Below are 20,168 nucleotides of genomic sequence, written 5' to 3' on the forward strand. Positions count from 1 at the left end.
CGCCATCGGCTATGAATCGATAACAGCGGCTAAAAAAGTTGCAACAAGGGCTATTCAGTGGCCGCCGCCTTAGCTAAGATAGACGTCTAAACGGATAAATGTCTATTTGAAGTGAATAGGGACGGCATCATGGCGACAACACTGCAACACCTCCTCGAGCAACGCATTCTGATTCTCGATGGCGCCATGGGAACCATGATTCAGGGCCATCGACTCGAGGAGGACGACTTCCGGGGCGACCGCTTCGCCGATTGGCCCTGTCAGCTCAAGGGCAACAACGACCTGCTGTCGCTGACTCAGCCCGAGATTATCCACGGTATTCACCGTCAATACCTGCTGGCCGGTGCCGATATCATCGAAACCAACACCTTTAATAGCACCACCATCGCCATGGCCGACTATCAGATGGAATCGCTGTCGCGGGAGATCAACTATGAATCCGCCCGGCTGGCGCGCCGGGCCGCCGACGAGGTGGCCGCCGAAACCGGCCAACCCCGCTTCGTAGCCGGGGTCTTGGGCCCCACCAACCGAACCTGCTCTATCAGCCCGGACGTCAACGACCCCGGCTACCGCAACGTCAGTTTCGATCAACTGGTGGACGCATTCAGCGAGTCCGCCCGGGCGCTGATCGACGGCGGTGCCGACCTGCTGTTGGTGGAAACCGTGTTCGACACCCTCAATGCCAAGGCAGCCCTGTTTGCCATCGACAGCCTGTTTGAGTCGTTGGGACGGTCCCTGCCGGTGATGATCTCCGGCACCATCACCGATGCCTCCGGCCGAACCCTGACCGGCCAAACCACCGAGGCGTTCTATAACTCTCTAAATCACATCCAGCCCGTGGCCATCGGCCTCAACTGCGCCCTGGGGCCCAAGGAGTTGTCCCCCTACATCGAAGAGTTGTCCCGCATCGCCGGCTGTCCGGTATCGGCCCACCCCAATGCCGGCCTGCCCAACGAGTTCGGGGAGTACGACGAAACGCCGCAGCAGATGGCCAAAATCATCGGTCAATGGGCGGCAGAGGGCTGGCTCAATATCGTCGGTGGCTGCTGCGGCACCACCCCGGAGCACATTCGAGTGATTCGTGACGCGGTATCGAACCATTCCCCCCGGATAATTCCACAGATTCCGGTGGCCTGCCGACTGGCCGGCCTGGAGCCCTGCACCATCGGCGCCGACTCGCTGTTCGTCAACGTGGGTGAGCGCACCAACGTCACCGGCTCGGCTCGGTTCCTGCGGCTGATCAAAGAGGGAGACTACGAAACCGCCCTGTCGGTGGCCCGCCAGCAGGTGGAAAACGGCGCCCAGATCATCGACATCAATATGGACGAGGGGATGCTCGATGGTGTGGCCGCCATGGAGCGGTTCCTGAAACTGATCGCGTCGGAGCCGGAGATCGCCCGGGTTCCCATCATGATCGATTCCTCCAAATGGGAGGTACTGGAAGCGGGGCTCAAGTGCATTCAGGGTAAAGGGGTCGTCAACTCCATCTCCATGAAGGAGGGAGAAACGGAGTTTATCCGTCAGGCCACCCTGATTCGCCGCTATGGCGCCGCCGCCATTGTGATGGCCTTTGACGAGCAGGGCCAGGCCGATACCTACCAGCGTAAAGTGGAGATCTGCAGCCGCGCCTACCGGGTGCTGACCGAACAGGTGGGCTTTCCTCCCCAGGACATCATCTTCGATCCCAACATTTTTGCCATTGCCACCGGCATCGAAGAGCATGACAACTACGCCGTCGATTTCATCGAGGCCTGCCGTACCATCAAACAAACCCTGCCCCATGCGCTGCTGTCCGGCGGTGTCTCCAACGTATCGTTCTCCTTCCGGGGCAACAACCCGGTTCGGGAGGCGATTCATGCGGTGTTCCTCTATCACGCCATTCACGCCGGACTGACCATGGGCATCGTCAACGCCGGTCAGCTGGCGATCTTCGATGACATTCCCGAGGCGTTGCGGGAGCGGGTGGAGGACATCGTCCTCAACCGTCGCGAAGACGGTACCGAACGGCTGCTGGCGGTGGCCGACGACTACCGCGGTGACGGCAAGCAACAGCAGGATCCTAAAGACGCCCAATGGCGCAGTCTGCCGGTAAATAAGCGGCTGGAGCACGCCCTGGTCAAGGGCATCACCGATTTCATCATCGAAGACACCGAGCAGGCACGGCTGCAGGCTCAAGAACCCATCGAGGTGATTGAAGGGCCATTGATGGACGGCATGAATGTGGTGGGGGATCTGTTCGGCGATGGCCGCATGTTCCTGCCCCAGGTGGTCAAGTCCGCCCGGGTGATGAAGCAGGCCGTCGCCCATCTGACCCCTTTCATCGAGGCTTCCAAGAAGGAGGTCAGCTCCGCCGGCAAGGTGGTGATGGCCACGGTCAAAGGGGATGTGCATGACATCGGCAAGAACATCGTTGCGGTGGTACTGCAGTGTAACGGCTACGAAGTGGTGGATTTAGGGGTGATGGTGCCGGTGGAGAAGATCATCGACACCGCCATCGCCGAAAACGCCGACGCCATCGGCATGTCCGGGCTGATCACCCCGTCTCTGGACGAGATGATTCACAACGTCAAAGCCTATCAGAAGGCCGGCCTGGACATTCCCTGCTTTATTGGTGGCGCCACCACCTCCAAGATCCACACCGCCGTCAAGATTCATCAGCACTACCCGGCCGGCGCGGTATACGTCCCCGACGCCTCCCGGACCGTGCCCGTGGTGGCCAAGCTGATCGACAAAAGCCAGCGACGGGCCTTTGTGGATGAAGTCTATGCCGACTACGCCGAACTGAAAGCCAAACGCGAGGCCCAGGGACGACGCAAAACTCTGGTGAACCTGCAGCAAGCCAGAGACAACCGCAATCAGATCGACTGGGATCACTACACTCCTTTTGTTCCTAAGCAAACCGGCATTCGAGTCTTTAATGACTACCCTCTGGACGATCTGATTGATCGCATCGACTGGACACCGTTTTTCCGCAGCTGGGGGCTGCATGGCCGCTACCCGGATATCTTGGACCACCCCAAGGTGGGAGAGGAAGCCCGGGAGCTGTATGACAACGGCCGCACCATGCTGGCGACCCTGGTGGCGGAGAAGTGGCTGACCGCCGCGGCGGTCATCGGCCTGTTTCCCGCCAACAGCGTCGATCACGACGACATCGAGATCTATGAGGATGAGTCCCGGCAATCCACCCTCACCACCTTGCACATGCTGCGACAACAGATCGAACGGGCCGGCAACAACAACTTCGCCCTGTCGGACTTTGTGGCCCCCAAAACCAGCGGCAAGGGGGATTACATGGGCGCCTTTGCCGTCACCGCCGGCATTGGCATCGAGCCTCACGTCAGCCGGTTTGAAGCCGCCGGCGACGACTACAGCGCCATCATGCTCAAGGCGCTGGCGGATCGACTGGCCGAGGCCTTTGCCGAGCGGATGCACGAACGGGTCCGCAAAGAGTTCTGGGGCTATGCCGCCGACGAGCAGTTGGACAACGGCGATCTGATCCGCGAACGCTACAAGGGCATCCGTCCAGCCCCCGGTTACGCCGCCTGCCCGGATCACACCGAAAAAGGGCTGTTATGGCAACTGCTGCAGCCGGAGCGGCGCATTGGATTGGCAATCACCGAAAGCTACGCCATGTACCCGACGGCGGCGGTGTCAGGCTGGTACTTCGCCCACCCGGAGTCCCGTTACTTCGGCATCACCGACATCGGCGAAGATCAGCTCGAGGACTACGCACGCCGCAAAGGCTGGAGCCTGGAGCAGGCTCGAAAATGGCTGGCGCCGCTGCTGCACGGCTAAGACGGAGCCCGCCTCAGCGCCAATCCATCCAGATAAAATCCAAGGGGACCGTCCAGGTCCTCCAGGCTGAGGGCGCCGGGGGCCGCATGCAGCGCCAAGGCAAAACCATGCAGGTAATCCACCAGCAGGCACAGCGCCTGCTGGCGCTGCTCGCTGTCCAGCGCCAGCGGGGCCAACGCCTGCTCAAACCGCTCACCAAACACCTGCGCCGGGCCGGCACTGGTCATGGACAACAGGGTCTGCAGCAAGCCACTGTGATCGGCAAGCAGTTGCAGGTAGCTGCGACTTAAGCGGGTTAGCTCCTGACGCCAGTCCTGCCCCGCCTCGGGTTGATAGACGCCGGACACCAGGGTGCAGCACAGCGCCTCCAGCAACGCAGCCTTGTTAGGAAAGTAGTGGTACAGGGCCATAACATCCACCTGCAACTGCGCTGCCAGAGACCGCAAACTGGGCACCCTGGCCTCGCTTAACAGTAACTGGTGCGCCTGTTCGATGATCCGCTCTGCCGACAACCCCGGCTGGCTCGACACCGGTCGTCCGCGCCGTTTTCCCTTGACAGCCATCGATGCACCTCTCTATGCTTACTCAATAATTCTACATTGTAGAATTACCTTATCCCCATGTAAATGCCTAAGGAGCATCAATGAACACCGTCTACCTCGGAATCAGTCTCGATGGCTACATCGCCGATCGCCAGGGAGGACTGGAGTGGCTGCACAGCACCCCGAATCCGAATCACAGCGACCTTGGATTTGCCGACTTTATGGCGCGCGTGGACGCCCTGGTGATGGGCCGAAATACCTTTGAAACCGTGCTTGGATTCGACAGTCCCTGGCCCTACAGCAAGCCGGTGTTTGTCGCCAGTCGCACCCTGACCTCGGTGCCCGCCCACCTGACCGATAAAGTGCGGTTGATTCAGGGATCACCGGCTCAGATCTGCAGCGATCTCAAGATGCTGGGCTACCACAACCTCTATATCGATGGCGGCGTCACCGTACAGCGCTTTCTACAGGCGGGGCTAATCGACGAACTGATTCTGACCCAGATACCGGTGCTGCTGGGGGGCGGTGTCCCACTGTTCCGCGAGCTGGAGGCACCGCAGGAGTTTGACCTGATCGGCTCCGAGGTGCTGCTCAATGCCCTGGTAAAAAGCCACTACCAGCGCAAACTGGCACCAAACGACACCGCCTCTCAGTAACGTCGACGCCAAGAGATTACGCTTGAGACAGCGGCCCCTTCTGCAAGGCTGGCGCCCGGGCCGCCCAGGCCTGGATCGGGGCGCTGAAGTAGATAGTCAGGCAGAGAGCATCGGGGCATTTGTGCTCAGCAACACCCCAGGCGCCATTTCAGGGAAGCGGGTAACAGGGCCAGTGTGGCTCAGGGGGCGCCAAAGTGATCAGCTGCCACATCGAATCAAAAGGGGTTTGAACCGCTGGGCAACAGACCACAAAATCAGGCATACCCACCGTAATGGTGGGTATGCCTCTCATTCCAATTTTGTCGTAATAAGTTGGATTCGATGAGATCAAGGCGCAGACAGCTCGCAGCCTTGATCATTAAGGGAATTGATAAAGGTCAGTTCCCCCAGGGGCTCAAAGTCGGCCACTTTTACAACCCCGCCAAGAGTATCAGCCATGTAGTCGGCCAATACCTGGGCATCGACGAAACCGGAATCGATCACATCACCGAGAACCGGGTAGCCATCGCCCCCTGCGGCACTGAAGCTGGGAATGGAGAAGGTATATGTTTCAGCCTCATTGAAGCCCCGCCCGCCAAGATCGGTGATCTCTACGGTTTGCGCTTCACAATCCACCGTCATGGTGACCCCGGCAAACTGCGGGTAACCACCGTTTTGGCCCACATTGGTTTGAGTAGCCACCTGAGCCAGGTAGGCGGCAACTTCACTACCGGTCATCTTGGCCTCGGCTACAGTATTGCCGAAGGGTTGCACGGTAAGTACCTCGCGGTAAGCGATTTCACCAGCTTCGATGGAGGCCCGCACGCCACCGGAGTTCATCACTCCGAACTCAGCCCCCTGGATAAAGGCACTTTGGGCGGTGGCAATCAACCGGCCAAGGTTGGTTTGTTGACTACGAACCACGGCCCGATCGCCTTCCAGCCTGCCATCGGAGCTGGCAATCACGACATCCAGTAGCTCGCTGCCGGCATCCTGATAAGGCTGCAAAATGTCTATCACTTCGGCATTGGGCTCGATAGGTTCACCGATAACATTCCCGTCTTCATCCAGAAGGTTAACTGGAATTAGGGTGTAGTTCGTCAAAGTCAGCTCACCTTTGAGGTACTCAAAATCGGCCCGCCCCAAGTATTTGCCCCAGTCTTCGGCCTGCACGATATAGGTTCCGTTCTTCATGTCCGGTACGCAGGGTTCACCGGGGGCAAAATCGCTATAGGTGCCATCTGGATTTACGCAAACCGGATTCTGGGAGTGGCCACCGACGATGAGATCCAGCATCCCCTCGTCCAGGAACTCAGCCAGGGCCACATCACCGGGGGCATTATTACCGCTATTGCCGTTGGCATAGTGGCCCATATGGGTAACAGCAAACACCAGATCAGGTTTCTCCTCTTTCATGATCTCGGGGATCAAGGCCGCCGCTTCGCTTTTAGGATCCTTGAACACAAGCCCAACCATGTTGTCCGGGTTAGCCTTGATGGGAGTGTCTTCCGTGGTCAGGCCGATTACCGCAATGGTCAGACCGTTGATGGCGAAAGTAGCGTGACTGTTGAAAACTCGGGTGTCCGTGGTTTCGTCGTAAATATTGGCGGAAAGGAAAGGGAAGCTCACCAAGGTTTGCTGCCAGCTGAGAATATCTCGGCTGTTGTCGAACTCATGGTTACCAACGGCCATGGCATCGTAGCCAAGCAGTTCCATGCCAATGAAGTCAGGCTCGGCATCCTGCAAATCTGATTCCGGCACCCCGGTATTGATGTCACCACCGGACAGCAGCAACACGTCACCACCTTCTGCTTGCACCTCGGCGATAATTTGGTCGATCAGCGTCTTGCGAGCGGCCATGCCATATTCGCCATCGCTATTAGCCCAAAAACGACCGTGATGGTCATTAGTATGCAACACAGTAAAACCGATGACTTTTTTGGCGAGTCCCGGGGGAGTCGAGGGTGGCCCGGGGGGATCAAACGGTGGGCCCGGTATCTCCACCGGCTTACCGAAAGCAACAGGCAGGTACAAAGAAACAAGCAACAACAGGATCACTCGATAGATCATCATCCACTCCTTCAGTCAGCATTAGGAATAAAGTAGCAGTCAAGCAAAAGGGCTGCAGGATAAACATGCGATCGAAACCGCCTCTACCAGAGAGATCCGCCGGTAAGCACCAGGCGTGATATTCAAATAGGGTCGCCATTTCAATGAAATGACACAATGAGAGGTAACGCATGACACGACAGTATTATTCCGATGCCGCAATTAAAACACGCCAGCCAGGCCGGAAGTTCATCGGTAAGCGGTTGTCCGGCCCCCGCAGCCCAGACAATTCAAGGAAACTGAACAGGAACCGGTTTAGGTTATTGCATTCAAAAATGACCAGTTCGAGCCTAAGTGGCCACACTTCGCCGCACTCTTGTGAAAAATGCGGTGAAGTGCGCTCCCGGATTGCAGCAGTGTTTTTTAAAATCTGCTAGTCTGCGGCAAGAATCATTTCAAGGACCCCCGTATGCGAAGCAAGCTTGCTCTGGCCGCACTGGCGCTGCTGATGGCCACCAGCGCTCAGGCCGCCGACCAAATTCTGACTCTGGAGGATGGCCGACAGGTCATTCTTCGAGACGACTTTACCTGGCAGTATCTGGCCCCGGCCAATGAACCTGAGGAGACCGTCAGAGAAACCAGTACCACGCCAGATGCCATACCGCCTGTGGCTGCAACCATTCCCGTCATTGCCACAGCCCCAACAGCCCCTTCCAAGGGGATGCCGGCCAAACCGATGTCCAGTGGCGTAAAAGTGGTTCCGGGACAAGACAAAGACGTGATGCAGTTATCGGACTCCGGTGCAGACATTCTCCTTGGCCACGCCAGCTACGAGGGCGGTGAACTGGTGATATTCACCGCCATCACCAACCAGGGACGGGAATCGATCATCGAGATCGACCTCAGCGTCCGGGTCATGGATGAGAATGGCCAGATTCTGGCCGATGAAACGGTTCCGGTATGGCGATCCATCAAGCGCATGGCCGATACCTACCTGCGCCCCGACAGCAGCAAGCCAGGGCTGGTGATTCGCATCCCGGTGGAGCAACGTGAGGTCTACCAGCTGAAGGTGGAGGTGGAAGCGCTGTCCACCCGCTAGTCCCCACAGTAACAACGGCGCCTGGGCGCCGTTGTTGTTAACCCCTTAGCGACATCAAAACCGCTTCACTACGCTGAAGGCGCCGCGAACCTGCCCCAACTCATAGCCCCGGGCCTGATCATCGGGGTAGTGGCTGTCGAGGGCTTCTGCCAGTTGCGGCGCCACCTTGGCCCCATGGCACGTCAGGCATGGCCCCTGAATGCCGATGGCTTTCATCAACCGGTACTCCTGTTCATCGAACCGGCTCGTCACTAACTCAGACACCGGTTCGCCAGCGGCGTGACGCCGCTCAAATTCCAGCAGACTCTGGCGCTCCCAGCCATCGATCGCAGCCGCCTGAGGGTTTCTCGGCTTCAGGCTAAGACGGGTTATCTGCCAGCCACTGCGCGCCTCCAGTTCGGCGGCGATTTGCGGCGCCCGTTCCGCGCACACGGACACGGCGGCAACCGGCCCCCCCTGCTGCATCGCCTGCATCAATGCCGGCTTCAGGGTACCGGCAAAATCAGCGATCAGTGCCAACCCTTCCGCCCGCAGTGTTTGCTGCTCCGTTGGCGTTGCCTGCCCCGTCAGGGGCAGCAGTGCACCCGCCAAAACCACCCAAGCGCACCCAATGCAATCCTTCGCTGTCATCGTCCCTTTCCTTGTTCTGCGGCTCATACGGCCAACTAGTAAATTAGATATATCTTATCAACAATTGCCTAATTAACAATCCTCACGGTGGGATACCGATGCCAGAGGGCCCGTGCCGTTACTTCAATGCCCGCCATGGCCAGAGGGGTCATCAGCACCTTCAACCTGTTGTGGGACAACCGATAGCCGCTCATTTAAAAGGCTCAGCTTCAGCGTCCCCAACCAGAATCGATACAGCCCCTGGCTCGGGTCGCGTCGAAGGGCCTGCCACTCAGGCGGGCAACCATCACATTCATCAACACCAGCCCATGGCTCACAACCCGGGCGGGGCATGGGACCGCCAGTAGGGGTAACAGAGCGCAGCAGGGCCACACCGTTCCCCCAGTCCCGGCAGTTTTTACTGACATTAAGCCCATCGAAATGAAAATCGTTCAACTTTAGTTTAACAATCTGAAAATAAAGCTAATTCAGCTTTTATCACCTTGATGGGTAGCGCCGGATAATTGAGCATTATAAAAAGCACAACGGATGGCATAGCTTTTCTTTATCCAAGTAGCATTTTCGTACACTCCCGTTTGAAAAACCGATACAAAGAGAGTAAAACCAAAGCCGAAAACGACAGAAGTGACCAACATAGAGTCATTAAGCAATATAAAAACCCAAGCATTCCAACATTTTCGCAACAAAGGTGTTACCCGTGCAAAAGACGAAAGGCCTGTTAGGCAACATTGGCATCCAGGTGGTCATCGCCATGATCATCGGTACCCTGGTGGGTATTGCCATGGGAGAAAGTGCAGCGGTATTTGCCCCGCTGGGTAGTATCTTTATTCACCTGATCAAGATGCTGGTGATCCCCCTGGTGGCCGTGGCCATCATCAGTGGCGCCGCCGGATTGGGCAACAGCCACGCCGCCGGTCGGGTCGGTCTGACCACCCTGGGCTTCTTCGGCCTAACCTCCGCCGTAGCGGTCGCCCTGGCCCTGGCCATGGGCGAGATCTTCCAGCCGGGTATCGGTATCGACTTCTCCTCCGTCAGCGCCATGTACGAAGGCAACCTGGCAGCGAAGGGTGAACTGCCTACCTTCTGGGCCACCATGATTGGCATGATCCCCACCAACGTATTCTCCTCTCTCAATGACGGCAACATTCTACAGATTCTGGTGTTCTGCCTGTTCTTTGGCATTGGCCTGTCGAAAGTGGAAGCCGCCCGCTCCAAGCCACTTATCGACGGAATCAACACCGTTGTCGATGCCTTCGTATGGATGATCAACGTAGTCATGAAGATCGCCCCCATCGGCGTCTTTGGCCTGATGGCAGAAGCGGTCGGCACCTTCGGCTTCGCCGCCCTGAGCACGGTGATGAACCTGTTCCTGGTGTACGTGGCCACCATCCTGATTTACGGCTTCCTGTTCTACCCGGCGATGATCAAGACCCTGACCCGAATCCCGGTCAACAAGTTCATCTCCGCCATGAAGAAGCCACAGGCCGTCGCCCTGTCCACCGCGTCGTCCATGGCGACGCTGCCGGTGACCATGGATGTGTGTGAAAAAGAGCTGGGCATTCGCAACTCCACCTCCAGCTTCGTATTGCCACTGGGCGCCACCATCAACATGAGCGGCAACGCCATCTACTACGGCCTGGTCGCGGTGTTCTTCGCCCAGGCGTTCCATGTGGATCTGGGACTGGGCGCTTATGTGGCCATCATCCTGACCTCCACTCTGGGTGCCGTCGGGCAGGCAGGCGTACCTGGCCCGTCTTTCCTGGTGGTGGCCGTACTGCTGGCCGCCGGTATTCCAATCGAAGGTCTGCCGCTGCTGTTCGCCCTGGATCGTATCTTTGACATGATCCGTACCGCCCTCAACATCACCGGCGATGCGGTCTGCGCCGCCATCGTTGATGAGATGGCCGGCGAGGTGCCCCAGAGCCAGCAGCAAGATGCCATCGACCTGAGGTAACCCGAATTCCGGTTAAACTCTGTTCAGGCCACCCTTGCGGTGGCCTGTTTGTTTTTTATGCGGGCAGTGATACAGTGAAACGCTCATTCTAAACAGGTGTTTTAAAAGTATGGACGCTTTCAAACGGGACTTTCCCATCCACACGCCCATTACCGTTGCCTGGGGCGAAATGGACGCCCTTCAGCATGTAAACAACGTGGTCTACTTCCGCTATTTCGAAACCGCGCGCATCGATTTCTTTAATCAAATCGGCCTGATGGAAGCGCTGCAGGCCACCGGTATCGGTCCCATTCTGGCCCAGACCCAGTGCCGCTTTAAGCGTCCGGTCCTATTCCCTGATACCCTGCAGGTTGGCACCCTGATCAAGGATCTTCAGGACGACCGTTTCACCATGGAATACCACATCTTCAGTGAAGCGCAGCAGTGCGTGACCACCATCGGCAGTGCCGAAGTCGTGGTGTTCGACTTTAACAATCAGCGCAAAGCCACACTGCCCGCCGCCATTCGGGCCCGGTTGGAAAACTACAGCACCAGCTAACCCTTTCTGTCGGATGGCGCGGACTGCAGCTGATGCCGCAGCCAGCGCCATGGTCTTGTCGAGACAGGCCAGCCGCTAAGCGGCACAACCGCAGGCGACACCTCCACCTCTTTTCCACCCGGCACTGGTATACTGGCGCCAATATCGATTGAGGAGAGCACCATGAAGCACCACCCGCGGATGCTGGCACTGGCCGGCATTCTGGCCTTAAACGCCCCGGCCCAGGCCGGCTGGGACGAACTGAAGGCCAAAGCCAAAGCGTTGAGCGAGCAAGCCGCCGACGCCGGCAAAGAGGCCTGGGAAACCACCGCCGATGCCAGCAAAGACGCCTGGGACGCCACCTCGGAATGGAGCAGCGATACCTGGGAAGCCTCCTCAGAATGGGCCGATGGCGCCCTGGACCAAGCTGGCGAATGGAGCGACGACGCCCTGAAAAAAGGCAAAGTCTGGGCCGAGCAGGGCGAAGCAAAACTGGACGATATGCTGGAACCCGACAGCCCGCAGCAGGCCCGGGATGCGTTAAACACCATGTCGGAAGTCACCCTGGTTCGGCTATTCAGCGAGCACCCCGAGGTCAAGCCGCTGTTTGATGAGGCCTACGGCTATGCGGTGTTCGATTCAAGAAAGTTCTCTCTGATGCTGCACACCAACGGCGGCTCCGGGGTGGCGGTGAATCGCCACAGCCACAAGCGTACCTACATGAATATGTTCGGCGCCGGCCTGGCCCTGGGTGTGGGGGGGAAATTCTACCAACAGGTGATGCTGTTCGAAGACCAGATCCATTTCGATAAGTTTGTGAATGATGGTTGGGAAGCCAGCAGTGAAGCCGGTCTGGTCGCCTGGGATGAGTCCGCCGAAGTCAGCGCCAAGTACAACGGCGGCATGGCCATCTTTGTGCTCAACGACAAAGGCATCCTGCTCGACGCCAATGTCACTGGCAGTCGCTACTGGCAGGACTCAGACCTGAATTAAAGACAAAAAAAGGGCGGAGAAGACTCCGCCCTGATTCCCTATCCGTAATTGACCCTGACCGGCGTATCATGCGCCTCCCAGGCTCGCTGATACAGCTCGCTGGATTGCTGCTTAAGCTTGCTGATTCGGGCCAGTTCAAACTCCGCCAAGGCCCGTTGTTGCTGGGCGGCGTGTCGCTCAATCTCCTGAATCTGGGTATAGATATCGTGCTCGGCACCGCTTTTAATGGCGGCAATGTCCGCCAGGTGAATCTGAACCTCGGCCACCAGCTCAGATTGCGGCAGACGTACCAATACGTTCATGTCTCGATAGCCATTGGCCTTGGGGGTCTGAAACCGGTTTTTGACCTTCACCACCTGACCATGTTGATTGAGGTGATGATAGGCTCGAACCACCCCTTCCACATCCGACGCCACCAGCGTGGTGCGCGCCAGATCCGTCAGTAAACGAACATCGCCATCCAGTTTCCCCTCCAACTTCGCCAGCGCGCGCTCTCGACTCTTCACATCGGGGACGCTGGCCTGGGTGGAGGACAGGTAGGCTACGCGATGGGTCAGCATGGCCAGTTCGTTTTGGGCCATCTGCGCGTGTTGATACAGGTTTTCGAAATCTGTGGTCGGCTGAATTACCGAAGCGTACTCCTGGCTATTGATGGCCATCAGTTCCGGCAGGCCCTTCTGGGCCTTGGTTGCGCGCTCCAGTCCGGGGAGCTCGGTCAGAGATTGATTGAGAGACAGCGGCGTTGCGGCCTGAACCGGGGCTTGCCCGACCATCAGCATCATTAACGCCGTTTTTAAAAACTTACCCATTCTGACTCCTATTCCAGAGAAACGAATCCACCGACAGCTGGGTGGACACTACTAGCATCTGGGCCAGGTGGGGCTTTTTCAACCTCGACGAGGTCACAAAAAAAACCGCCAGCCTCAAAAACTCAGAGTCTTCAAGGGCTGGCGGAGTTCCTACAGAGTACTGAAATCCTTCACTGAGTCAGCTTAGATTCAGTATTACGTCAGAATGTGATTCTGATAAGACTAGCCTCCGGGCTTAAAGAACAGCTGACTGAACGGGTTCAGCGCCCGTGCCAACCCGGAGGTGAAGTGCAGTGGTGCATCGATGGCCGCCAGACACAAACAGCCGTTCTTTGAATAGGGGGCATGTTCCACCTGGTCATCACACTGAATCAGGTCGCCGGGATGAAAATCGCCGCGGTCATCGGAGAAAGTACCGTCGAGCACCAGGGTCCACTCCAGCCCTTTATGGGCGTGGCTGGCGATGCTGCCGCCGGGCTCCATGTAGATGAAGTTTAATTGATAGGGTAACTGATGCCCCTGAATGGTAGCACTCCACAGCCGGCTCACTACCCGGCTCCAGGGCCCGGCCCTCTGCACCATCGTCGCCAGCGCTGGCGGTACCGATACCGTTCGGCCCTGAAACTCCAACTGGGTGGGCAGGCTGGCCTCGGCCTCTGTCAGATCCTCACCACGATCCAGCTGGTCCAGCATCCGATCCAGATCGGCGTCGTTAAACGCCTCTGTCTCCGCCACGGCTACCAGAGCGTGACTCGCCTGTTGCTGCTGACACTCTTGCGCCAATTGGCTGCACTGCTGGCATGCCCCCAGGTGTACCGACACCATAATGGCCTGTACATCATCCAGGTCGCCCTGAATGAACTGCTCTATCTGAGCCAAGGTTGGATGACGTTCAGTCATAGCCCAAAGCTCCTTTGTTAAGGCGTAACGCCAGTTTCTCCATAGCCAGCCGCAGCCGGCTCTTCACGGTGCCCACAGGCAGTTGCAGATGCTGGGCCGCCGCCTGATGACTCATCTCTTTCAGGTAGACCAGCGACACCACCTGACGCTGGGCTTCAGGAAGACTGGCCAACAACTGGTGCAGACGATTTTTCTCACTGGCCAACTGCAGGATGCGATCACTGTCGTGGGACTGGGGGGCCGGCTCGCTGTACAGATCGTCAGAGCTCACCAACACCGGCCGGGACAGCTTCTGTCGGCCGAGATCAAAGCAGCGGTTGCGGGCAATGGTGTAGATCCAGGTGGACACGTTGCCCTTATCCACATCAAAACGATGCGCCTTTTGCCACACCGCCAGCATGGTGTCCTGAGCGACCTCTCTTGCCAGCTGGTCATCGCCGACCTTCTTGAAACAAAACGCATGCACCCGGTTTGCGAAATGCTTAAACAGCATCGCATAGGCTCGTTTATCTCTGTCGTTGGCAACCTGAATCATCGCCTGCGACAGGGCTTGGGGGGAGGGGTCATTGTTCGGCGAAGTCACCATACCACTCTCGGGTTGGTTGGTTGAAGCCGAGGGCGCGACACCTTGCATTGAGCGCTCCTTGTCGTTACGCACTCGCCTCACAAACGGTTGATTATGAATCATACCAGCTTCCTTTCTCACCATAGGTCAACGAGCGGATACACGCAATACGGGCGGCGGCTTAAGATGGATCACTGCGATCAATGATGGAGTGGATCAATGCCAATGCCATCTCCGGAGAGGGCCGGGTCAGAATGTGAGCCTTGGCCTTGGCATCGATAGGCAACAACTCCAGCCACCTCAGCATGCACCAATCCAGCGGTCGCCGCTCGGCACCGGGGTACAGATCCCCAATCTCCGGGTACTCTTTAAAAAGCCGTAACAGGGCCGGTTTGATGCCGTCGTCCTCGCCAGGGGCCGCGTCGGCCCAGATGGACACCGACTCATATCGAGCCCAGCGCAGACCGTCTGCATCGGTGCGCATTTGGCTAAGCCGCACCAATTCGACCCCTTCCACCGTGATTCCCAACAAGCCGTCCTGCAATTGGTCGAAATCAACGATGTTGACCAGGGTCGCCAGGTCAAGCACGTCGCCGCCAGCCTCGCCGTCCACCAGCATGCCCATGGCAAAGCCATCGGGCCTGCCGGCGCGCTCACGCACCATGCGCAGATATCTGGCCTCAAAGATGCGCAGGCTCAGTCGCCCCTCGGGAAACACATGGGCATTAAGGGGAAATACTGGAATCATCATCACAGGGCCACACTGGCAAAGGGTAGCAAGCACTACGTCTATCAGCGGCAAGCGGTTCACCGAATTCCCTGATCCCCTCGCCAAAAGCTTCGTATAACCCAGTATCTTCGGCCCCAGGAGTCATCATGTTCACCCTGACCTTCCCTTTACGCTGGCGCCGGCAGACCTGCCGCCTGATTGTAGACAGTGTGGTTTTTCAGCTGTTCTGGCTGGCCACCATGCTGGCACCGCTTCCTGTCTGGCAACTGCCTGCCCTGTTGCTCTGGGCTTGGCTGTCCCCCTTCGGCCGACGCCAGTGGCTGATCGCCCTAGTTTTGGCGAGCCTTGGCATCATGGTCGATGGGCTGTGGCTAAACATCGGCTGGCTGAGCCTGACCGAACCGGCCGCCCTGGTGGCCGGCGTGCCCCTTTGGCTGGCGCTGTTGTGGTTGGCCTGTTGCCGTTATCTGTTGATGCTGGTGGCAAGCGTGCGCTGGCCGCTGTGGGCGCTGAGCCTGTTTGGCGCCTTGGGAGGACCGGCCAGTTACGCCGCCGCTGCCGCCTTTGGCCACGCCAGCATTCACTGGTCACAGTTGGTCATTACCCTGCCATTCGTGGCGTGGTGGGCCTTACTGCCGTTGCTCGTTCATCGCCTGGGAGAGACCCATGATCCGCTTTAGCCTGATTCCATTGTTGCTTTGGGTGGGATTCCACCCGGCTTCTGCCCTAGACCGCATCGGAGAAAGCACCTTCTCGGTGCTGTTTTGGGACATCTACACCGCCCAACTGTTCAACCAGGATGGCCGCTATCAGGGGCTCAACGGTCCGTTGCGGTTGTCATTGACCTACCACCGGCAGATTGACGCCAATGACCTACTTGAGGCCACCGAATCCCAGTGGCAACGAATGGGCTACCAGGACGCCGCCAGTCGGCAGTGGCTGCAACAGATGGGTCTCTGCTTTCCCGATGTGGATACTGGCCATACCCTCAGCTTCTACCTGGCTGAAGACAGCAGTGCCAGACTGGACTGGAACGGGCAACGACGCTGCGACTTTGATCGCAGCGAAGGCAACCGCCAGTTTCTTGCCATCTGGTTATCACAGGACAGTGCCGACCCCGACTTTACCCGGCAGTTAACCGGTGAACCGGGAGACCAGCCATGATTCGTCTGTTGCTGATTGCACTGCTGCTGGTGGGCTGCAGCCAGGATCTTTCCCCCTACCGTGACTGGCAACCGCCCATGAGTCTGGAGACCTTCTTCGATGGTGAGGTAATGGCTTACGGCATGGTCACAGACCGCTCCGGCGAGGTTATGCGCCGCTTTCGTGTCCGCATCGACGGCCGCTGGGACGGTGCACAGGGCACTCTGGACGAGTATTTTTTCTATGCCGACGGTGACACCCAGTTCCGGCAATGGCGCATCGAACGGCTGGAGGACGGCAGTTATCGAGGCCGGGCAGACGACATCATTGGCGTAGCTCAGGGCCGGGTCGGCGGCGCGGTGTTGCACTGGATCTATGACATGGAACTGAGTACCGACAGCGGCAACTGGCAGGTCAGCTTCGACGACACCATGGTAATGATCGATGCCAACCACATGTTAAATAGAGCGAAAATTAAAAAATTCGGCATTACCGTGGCCGAGGTGTTTTTGTCTTTCGAGAAAAAGGCTCCCCCATCGGCAACAGATTTCTGATCTGCTGCCGAAGCGACGGCGTAATGGTTCGGGCTTATCGAAAACTGGAGCATAACCATGAAAGCCCTACTTAAAGCCACCTTGGTGGCGAGCAGCTGTATGTTGATTGTTGCCTGTGACGATGATGATGATCTGCCGGTCACCCCGGTTCCGCCAACCCCGCCCGCAGATCAGGGGTACGTCCGGGTCATCCATGCCTCTCCCGACGCGCCCAAGGTGAATGTGCTGGTGAACGGCAGTGCGGTACTCACCAACGTGGACTACCAACAAGCCTCCTCCCTGCTGGCTTTGGACGCAGGCAGTTACCAGATTCAGGTGGACGGCATTCTGGCCGACGGCACCACAGCCACCGTGTTTGACGGTACCGTGGACGTCGATGCCGACACCGAGTACAACGTCGTCGCCACCGGCCTGGTGGCCTCCCTGCTCGCCGGCAACGGCGACACGCCATTCGCGCCAGTAGTCGTACCGCGTCCGGCGCTGGGCAACGATGCCCTGACCCAGTTGCGACTGCAGGTACTGCACAGCGCACCGGCCGTCGGCCGGGTCGGTGTCCACGTCACCGGCGCCGACGACCCGCTGTCTGCCGCCACCGAGTTGACCGAGCTGAGTTTTGGCGAGTTCACACCGGCTCCGGTGACGGTGGATCCCGGCACCTACCGCGTTCGCCTGACGGATCCCGATGACCCCAGCGTAGTGGCCTATGACAGCGGCACCCTGGCACTGACCAGTGTCGCCGATCTGTTCATTGCGGCCGTCGCCAATACCCAGGCCGGCCCGGCACCGGTCAATCTGCTGGTGGCCGACAACAGTGCCGATGAGTCCGGTAACGATGCCGCCATCATTCAGGACAGTCAGCTGATGGCCGGGCTGCGAGCCAGCCACGGCATTGCTGCGGTCGGCGGCGTTGACATCTGGGTCAATGGTCAGGCTCCGGATGCCGCGTCGCCCCTGTACAACCTGACTTTCGCCAACACCACGCCGGCGCAAGGCTTCCTGAGCCTGGATGCCGACACCTATCAGATACAGGTTGCCGCCAACGCCACCTCCACCGTGCTCATCGACATCCCCGAGCTGCCACTGGCTGCCGGCACCGCCTACAGCGCCATCGCAGTCATCGACGCCATGGGAATGCCGACGCTTTGGGCGGTAGAGGAAGATCTGCGAGCCATCGCCACCGAAGCGCGACTGCGGGTGTTTCACGCCAGCGCCTCGGCGGGCAATGTGGACATCTATCTCAGCGCCGACATGATGGCCGACGACGGTGACATCAAACTGGCCGGCGTGCCCTATCTGGCGGAATCCGGCATCCTTGGCATTCCCCCGGGCAATTACTACCTGTTGATTACTCCGGAGAATACCCCTGAGGTCATCGCCGTGGGGCCGGCGATGCTGGAACTGCAAGCAGGCATGCGCTACACCGCCATCGCCGTCGATGACCCGGACAACACCACCGGACTGGCCACACCGGGCATCGATATCGGCGTGATCACCTTAGACGGCCTGGCGCCTTAGTCCGGCTCACTGACGACCACCTCAAGGGGAGACCGGTGGCCTCCCCTTTTCTTTGTTTCCCGCCGCCAGCCATACTGTTCAGTATTGCACCTGTTATGCTAGTGTTTGCTGTTCGCCAAACAGAGAATAATCATAAGGAAACAGGATGTTCGCTTTCCAAAGGCTCACAGCCGGGTTGTGCCTGCTGGCCAGTTCCATGGCCGTTTTCGCCACCGACAGCGGTGACTTCAACGACACCAACCTGCACCAGCACATCAAAACCCTGGCCTCAGACCAATACGGCGGCCGCGGCCCCCTGAGCCCGGGTGAGCGCCTCAGCATCGACTACATTGCCGGTCAGTTTAAACAACTCGGCCTCGAGCCCGGTTATCAGGGCCAGTACCTGCAACCCGTGCCTCTGGCCCAGGTCACCGCCGATCAGGCCATGACCCTGACCGTCGGTGAACAGCAGTTTAAAGTGGGCAGCGACTTCACCGCCCGCACCCATCAGATGCGCGACCACATCGAACTGAAGCAGTCCGAACTGGTATTTGTGGGCTATGGCATCAACGCACCGGAATACCAGTGGAACGATTATCGGGGTGTGGACGTCACCGGCAAGACGGTGGTAATGCTGGTCAATGACCCGGGCTTTGCCACCCAGGATCCGACCCTGTTTAAGGGCAACGCCATGACCTACTATGGCCGCTGGACCTACAAATACGAAGAGGCTGCCCGTCAGGGGGCCGCCGCCGCGTTGATCATCCACCAGACCGATGCCGCCGGCTACGCCTGGGGTGTGGTGGAAAACTCCAACACCGGCAGCAAATACACCCTGGTGGACAACCAGGGCAATGCCGAACAGCTGCCGGTGATGGGTTGGTTGCATCAGGAGGCCGCCAAGCGGCTGTTTACCTCTGCCAAGCTGGATCTCAATGCCCTCAGCCGCCAGGCGGCTCAACCGGGTTTTAAAGCGGTTAAGATGAACCAGGCCGCCAGCCTGAGCTTTGCCAACCGCAGCACCCAGGCCACCTCCCACAATGTGCTGGCCAGCATTCCCGGTGGCGAGCGGCCGGACGAAGTGGTGATGATTCATGCCCACTGGGATCACCTCGGCACCAACGAAAGCGATGGCCACATCTACAACGGCGCCATCGATAACGCCACCGGCGTCGCCGGCATTCTGGAACTGGCCCGGGTCCTGAAAGCCCAGCACGCCATCACCCCGTTTAAGCGAACCCTGATGTTTGCCAGTTTCACCGCCGAGGAAACCGGCATGATCGGTGCCCAGCAATTTGCTGAGCATCCTCCCATTCCCACCAAACAGATAGTGGCCTTTCTCAACATCGATGGCATGAACGTCGGCGACCAGTTAAGCTACATCCTTCGTTACGGAGACGGGGTCTCGGAACTGGAAGCCTACCTTCAAAAAGGGGCGGCCGAACAAGGACGTACCGTTAAACCCGACCCTCGCCCCCAGGCCGGATTGCTGTACCGCAGCGATCATTTCGCCATGGCCAAGCAGGGGGTTCCCGGCCTGCTGTTTATGAGCCTGGGTGATAACGATCCGGACTACATTCCTCATCGTTATCACAAACCGGCGGACGATTACGATCCTCGCTGGTCACTGGCGGGCATGAAACAGGATCTGGCGCTGATGGCCACTATGGCCGCCGACCTGGCCAATAACTCTGACTGGCCCAAATGGTTGGAAGAGTCTGAATTTAAAACACGTCGAGCCCAAGACGGGCGTTAAGGA

At 58.5% G+C, this 20,168-nt stretch carries 18 protein-coding genes; 11 read left to right on the top strand and 7 right to left on the bottom strand.

Annotated elements, in window-relative coordinates:
- Positions 1-129: 129 nt before the first annotated feature.
- Positions 130-3,795 carry a methionine synthase gene (gene metH, locus BLT77_RS07125; protein ID WP_090364057.1) on the top strand — a complete coding sequence of 1,222 codons (3,666 nt, stop codon included), beginning with the start codon at positions 130-132 and terminating at the stop codon, positions 3,793-3,795.
- Here the strand turns inward: metH and BLT77_RS07130 are convergent.
- A complete protein-coding gene (locus BLT77_RS07130) occupies positions 3,792-4,358 on the bottom strand; it encodes a TetR/AcrR family transcriptional regulator (RefSeq protein ID WP_090364060.1) in 567 nt (188 codons plus the stop codon). The two genes, metH and BLT77_RS07130, sit on opposite strands and share 4 nt — an antisense overlap.
- An 80-nt stretch (positions 4,359-4,438) precedes the next feature.
- On the opposite strand from BLT77_RS07130, the gene BLT77_RS07135 reads away from it, so the two are divergent.
- Entirely contained in the window at positions 4,439-4,993 is a 555-nt protein-coding gene (locus BLT77_RS07135) for a dihydrofolate reductase family protein (RefSeq protein ID WP_090364063.1), read from the top strand.
- A 327-nt stretch (positions 4,994-5,320) separates the two neighbouring features.
- Here BLT77_RS07135 and ushA read toward each other — a convergent pair whose 3' ends face one another.
- Entirely contained in the window at positions 5,321-7,045 is a 1,725-nt protein-coding gene (ushA, locus tag BLT77_RS07140; RefSeq protein ID WP_090364066.1) for a bifunctional UDP-sugar hydrolase/5'-nucleotidase UshA, read from the bottom strand.
- 445 nt (positions 7,046-7,490) lie between these two features.
- Here ushA and BLT77_RS07145 point away from each other — a divergent pair, with 445 nt between their 5' ends.
- Positions 7,491-8,120, top strand: a complete 630-nt coding sequence (locus BLT77_RS07145) for a DUF3157 family protein (protein ID WP_090364070.1) — start codon at positions 7,491-7,493, stop codon at positions 8,118-8,120.
- A 54-nt stretch (positions 8,121-8,174) separates the two neighbouring features.
- Here the strand turns inward: BLT77_RS07145 and BLT77_RS07150 are convergent, their stop codons facing one another.
- Positions 8,175-8,750 carry a Tll0287-like domain-containing protein gene (locus tag BLT77_RS07150; protein WP_176819222.1) on the bottom strand — a complete coding sequence of 192 codons (576 nt, stop codon included), beginning with the start codon at positions 8,748-8,750 and terminating at the stop codon, positions 8,175-8,177.
- 697 nt (positions 8,751-9,447) lie between these two features.
- On the opposite strand from BLT77_RS07150, the gene BLT77_RS07155 reads away from it, so the two are divergent.
- The 3 genes from BLT77_RS07155 (at position 9,448) to BLT77_RS07165 (ending at position 12,214) form a co-directional block, all read left to right on the top strand.
- A complete protein-coding gene (locus BLT77_RS07155; protein ID WP_090364077.1) occupies positions 9,448-10,704 on the top strand; it encodes a dicarboxylate/amino acid:cation symporter in 1,257 nt (418 codons plus the stop codon).
- A 109-nt stretch (positions 10,705-10,813) separates the two neighbouring features.
- Positions 10,814-11,242: an acyl-CoA thioesterase gene (locus tag BLT77_RS07160; RefSeq protein ID WP_090364080.1), complete on the top strand. Its 429-nt coding sequence runs from the start codon at positions 10,814-10,816 to the stop codon at positions 11,240-11,242.
- Between the two features lie 162 nt (positions 11,243-11,404).
- Entirely contained in the window at positions 11,405-12,214 is an 810-nt protein-coding gene (locus BLT77_RS07165; protein ID WP_090364082.1) for a lipid-binding SYLF domain-containing protein, read from the top strand.
- Positions 12,215-12,252: 38 nt separating this feature from the next.
- On the opposite strand, the gene BLT77_RS07170 is transcribed toward BLT77_RS07165, so the two are convergent.
- The 4 genes from BLT77_RS07170 to BLT77_RS07185 form a co-directional block, all read right to left on the bottom strand.
- A complete protein-coding gene (locus BLT77_RS07170) occupies positions 12,253-13,023 on the bottom strand; it encodes a nucleotidyltransferase family protein (RefSeq protein ID WP_090364084.1) in 771 nt (256 codons plus the stop codon).
- Positions 13,024-13,245: 222 nt separating this feature from the next.
- Positions 13,246-13,923, bottom strand: a complete 678-nt coding sequence (locus BLT77_RS07175) for a ChrR family anti-sigma-E factor (RefSeq protein ID WP_090364087.1) — start codon at positions 13,921-13,923, stop codon at positions 13,246-13,248.
- A complete protein-coding gene (locus BLT77_RS07180) occupies positions 13,916-14,611 on the bottom strand; it encodes a sigma-70 family RNA polymerase sigma factor (protein WP_245709888.1) in 696 nt (231 codons plus the stop codon). The genes BLT77_RS07175 and BLT77_RS07180 overlap by 8 nt, the downstream gene beginning before the upstream one ends.
- Before the next feature lie 58 nt (positions 14,612-14,669).
- Positions 14,670-15,239, bottom strand: coding sequence for an LON peptidase substrate-binding domain-containing protein (locus BLT77_RS07185; RefSeq protein WP_090364090.1), 570 nt, complete (start codon positions 15,237-15,239; stop codon positions 14,670-14,672).
- A gap of 125 nt (positions 15,240-15,364) precedes the next feature.
- Here BLT77_RS07185 and BLT77_RS07190 point away from each other — a divergent pair, with 125 nt between their 5' ends.
- The 5 genes from BLT77_RS07190 (at position 15,365) to BLT77_RS07210 (ending at position 20,165) form a co-directional block, all read left to right on the top strand.
- A complete protein-coding gene (locus BLT77_RS07190) occupies positions 15,365-15,898 on the top strand; it encodes a DUF2878 family protein (RefSeq protein ID WP_090364093.1) in 534 nt (177 codons plus the stop codon).
- On the top strand, positions 15,885-16,382 hold the full coding sequence (locus tag BLT77_RS07195) for a chalcone isomerase family protein (RefSeq protein WP_090364096.1): 498 nt from the start codon (positions 15,885-15,887) through the stop codon (positions 16,380-16,382). Before BLT77_RS07190 ends, BLT77_RS07195 begins: the two co-directional genes overlap by 14 nt.
- The gene (locus tag BLT77_RS07200; protein WP_090364099.1) at positions 16,379-16,915 is read left to right on the top strand and encodes a DUF3833 domain-containing protein; all 537 of its coding nucleotides are present in this window, start codon (positions 16,379-16,381) and stop codon (positions 16,913-16,915) included. The genes BLT77_RS07195 and BLT77_RS07200 overlap by 4 nt, the downstream gene beginning before the upstream one ends.
- 57 nt (positions 16,916-16,972) lie before the next feature.
- Positions 16,973-18,430, top strand: a complete 1,458-nt coding sequence (locus BLT77_RS07205) for a DUF4397 domain-containing protein (RefSeq protein ID WP_090364102.1) — start codon at positions 16,973-16,975, stop codon at positions 18,428-18,430.
- 145 nt (positions 18,431-18,575) lie between these two features.
- Positions 18,576-20,165, top strand: coding sequence for a M28 family metallopeptidase (locus tag BLT77_RS07210; protein ID WP_090364104.1), 1,590 nt, complete (start codon positions 18,576-18,578; stop codon positions 20,163-20,165).
- Positions 20,166-20,168 lie beyond the last annotated feature (3 nt).

Origin of the sequence: Ferrimonas sediminum (assembly GCF_900100175.1) — a bacterium.
Taxonomy (GTDB): Bacteria; Pseudomonadota; Gammaproteobacteria; order Enterobacterales; family Shewanellaceae; genus Ferrimonas; species Ferrimonas sediminum.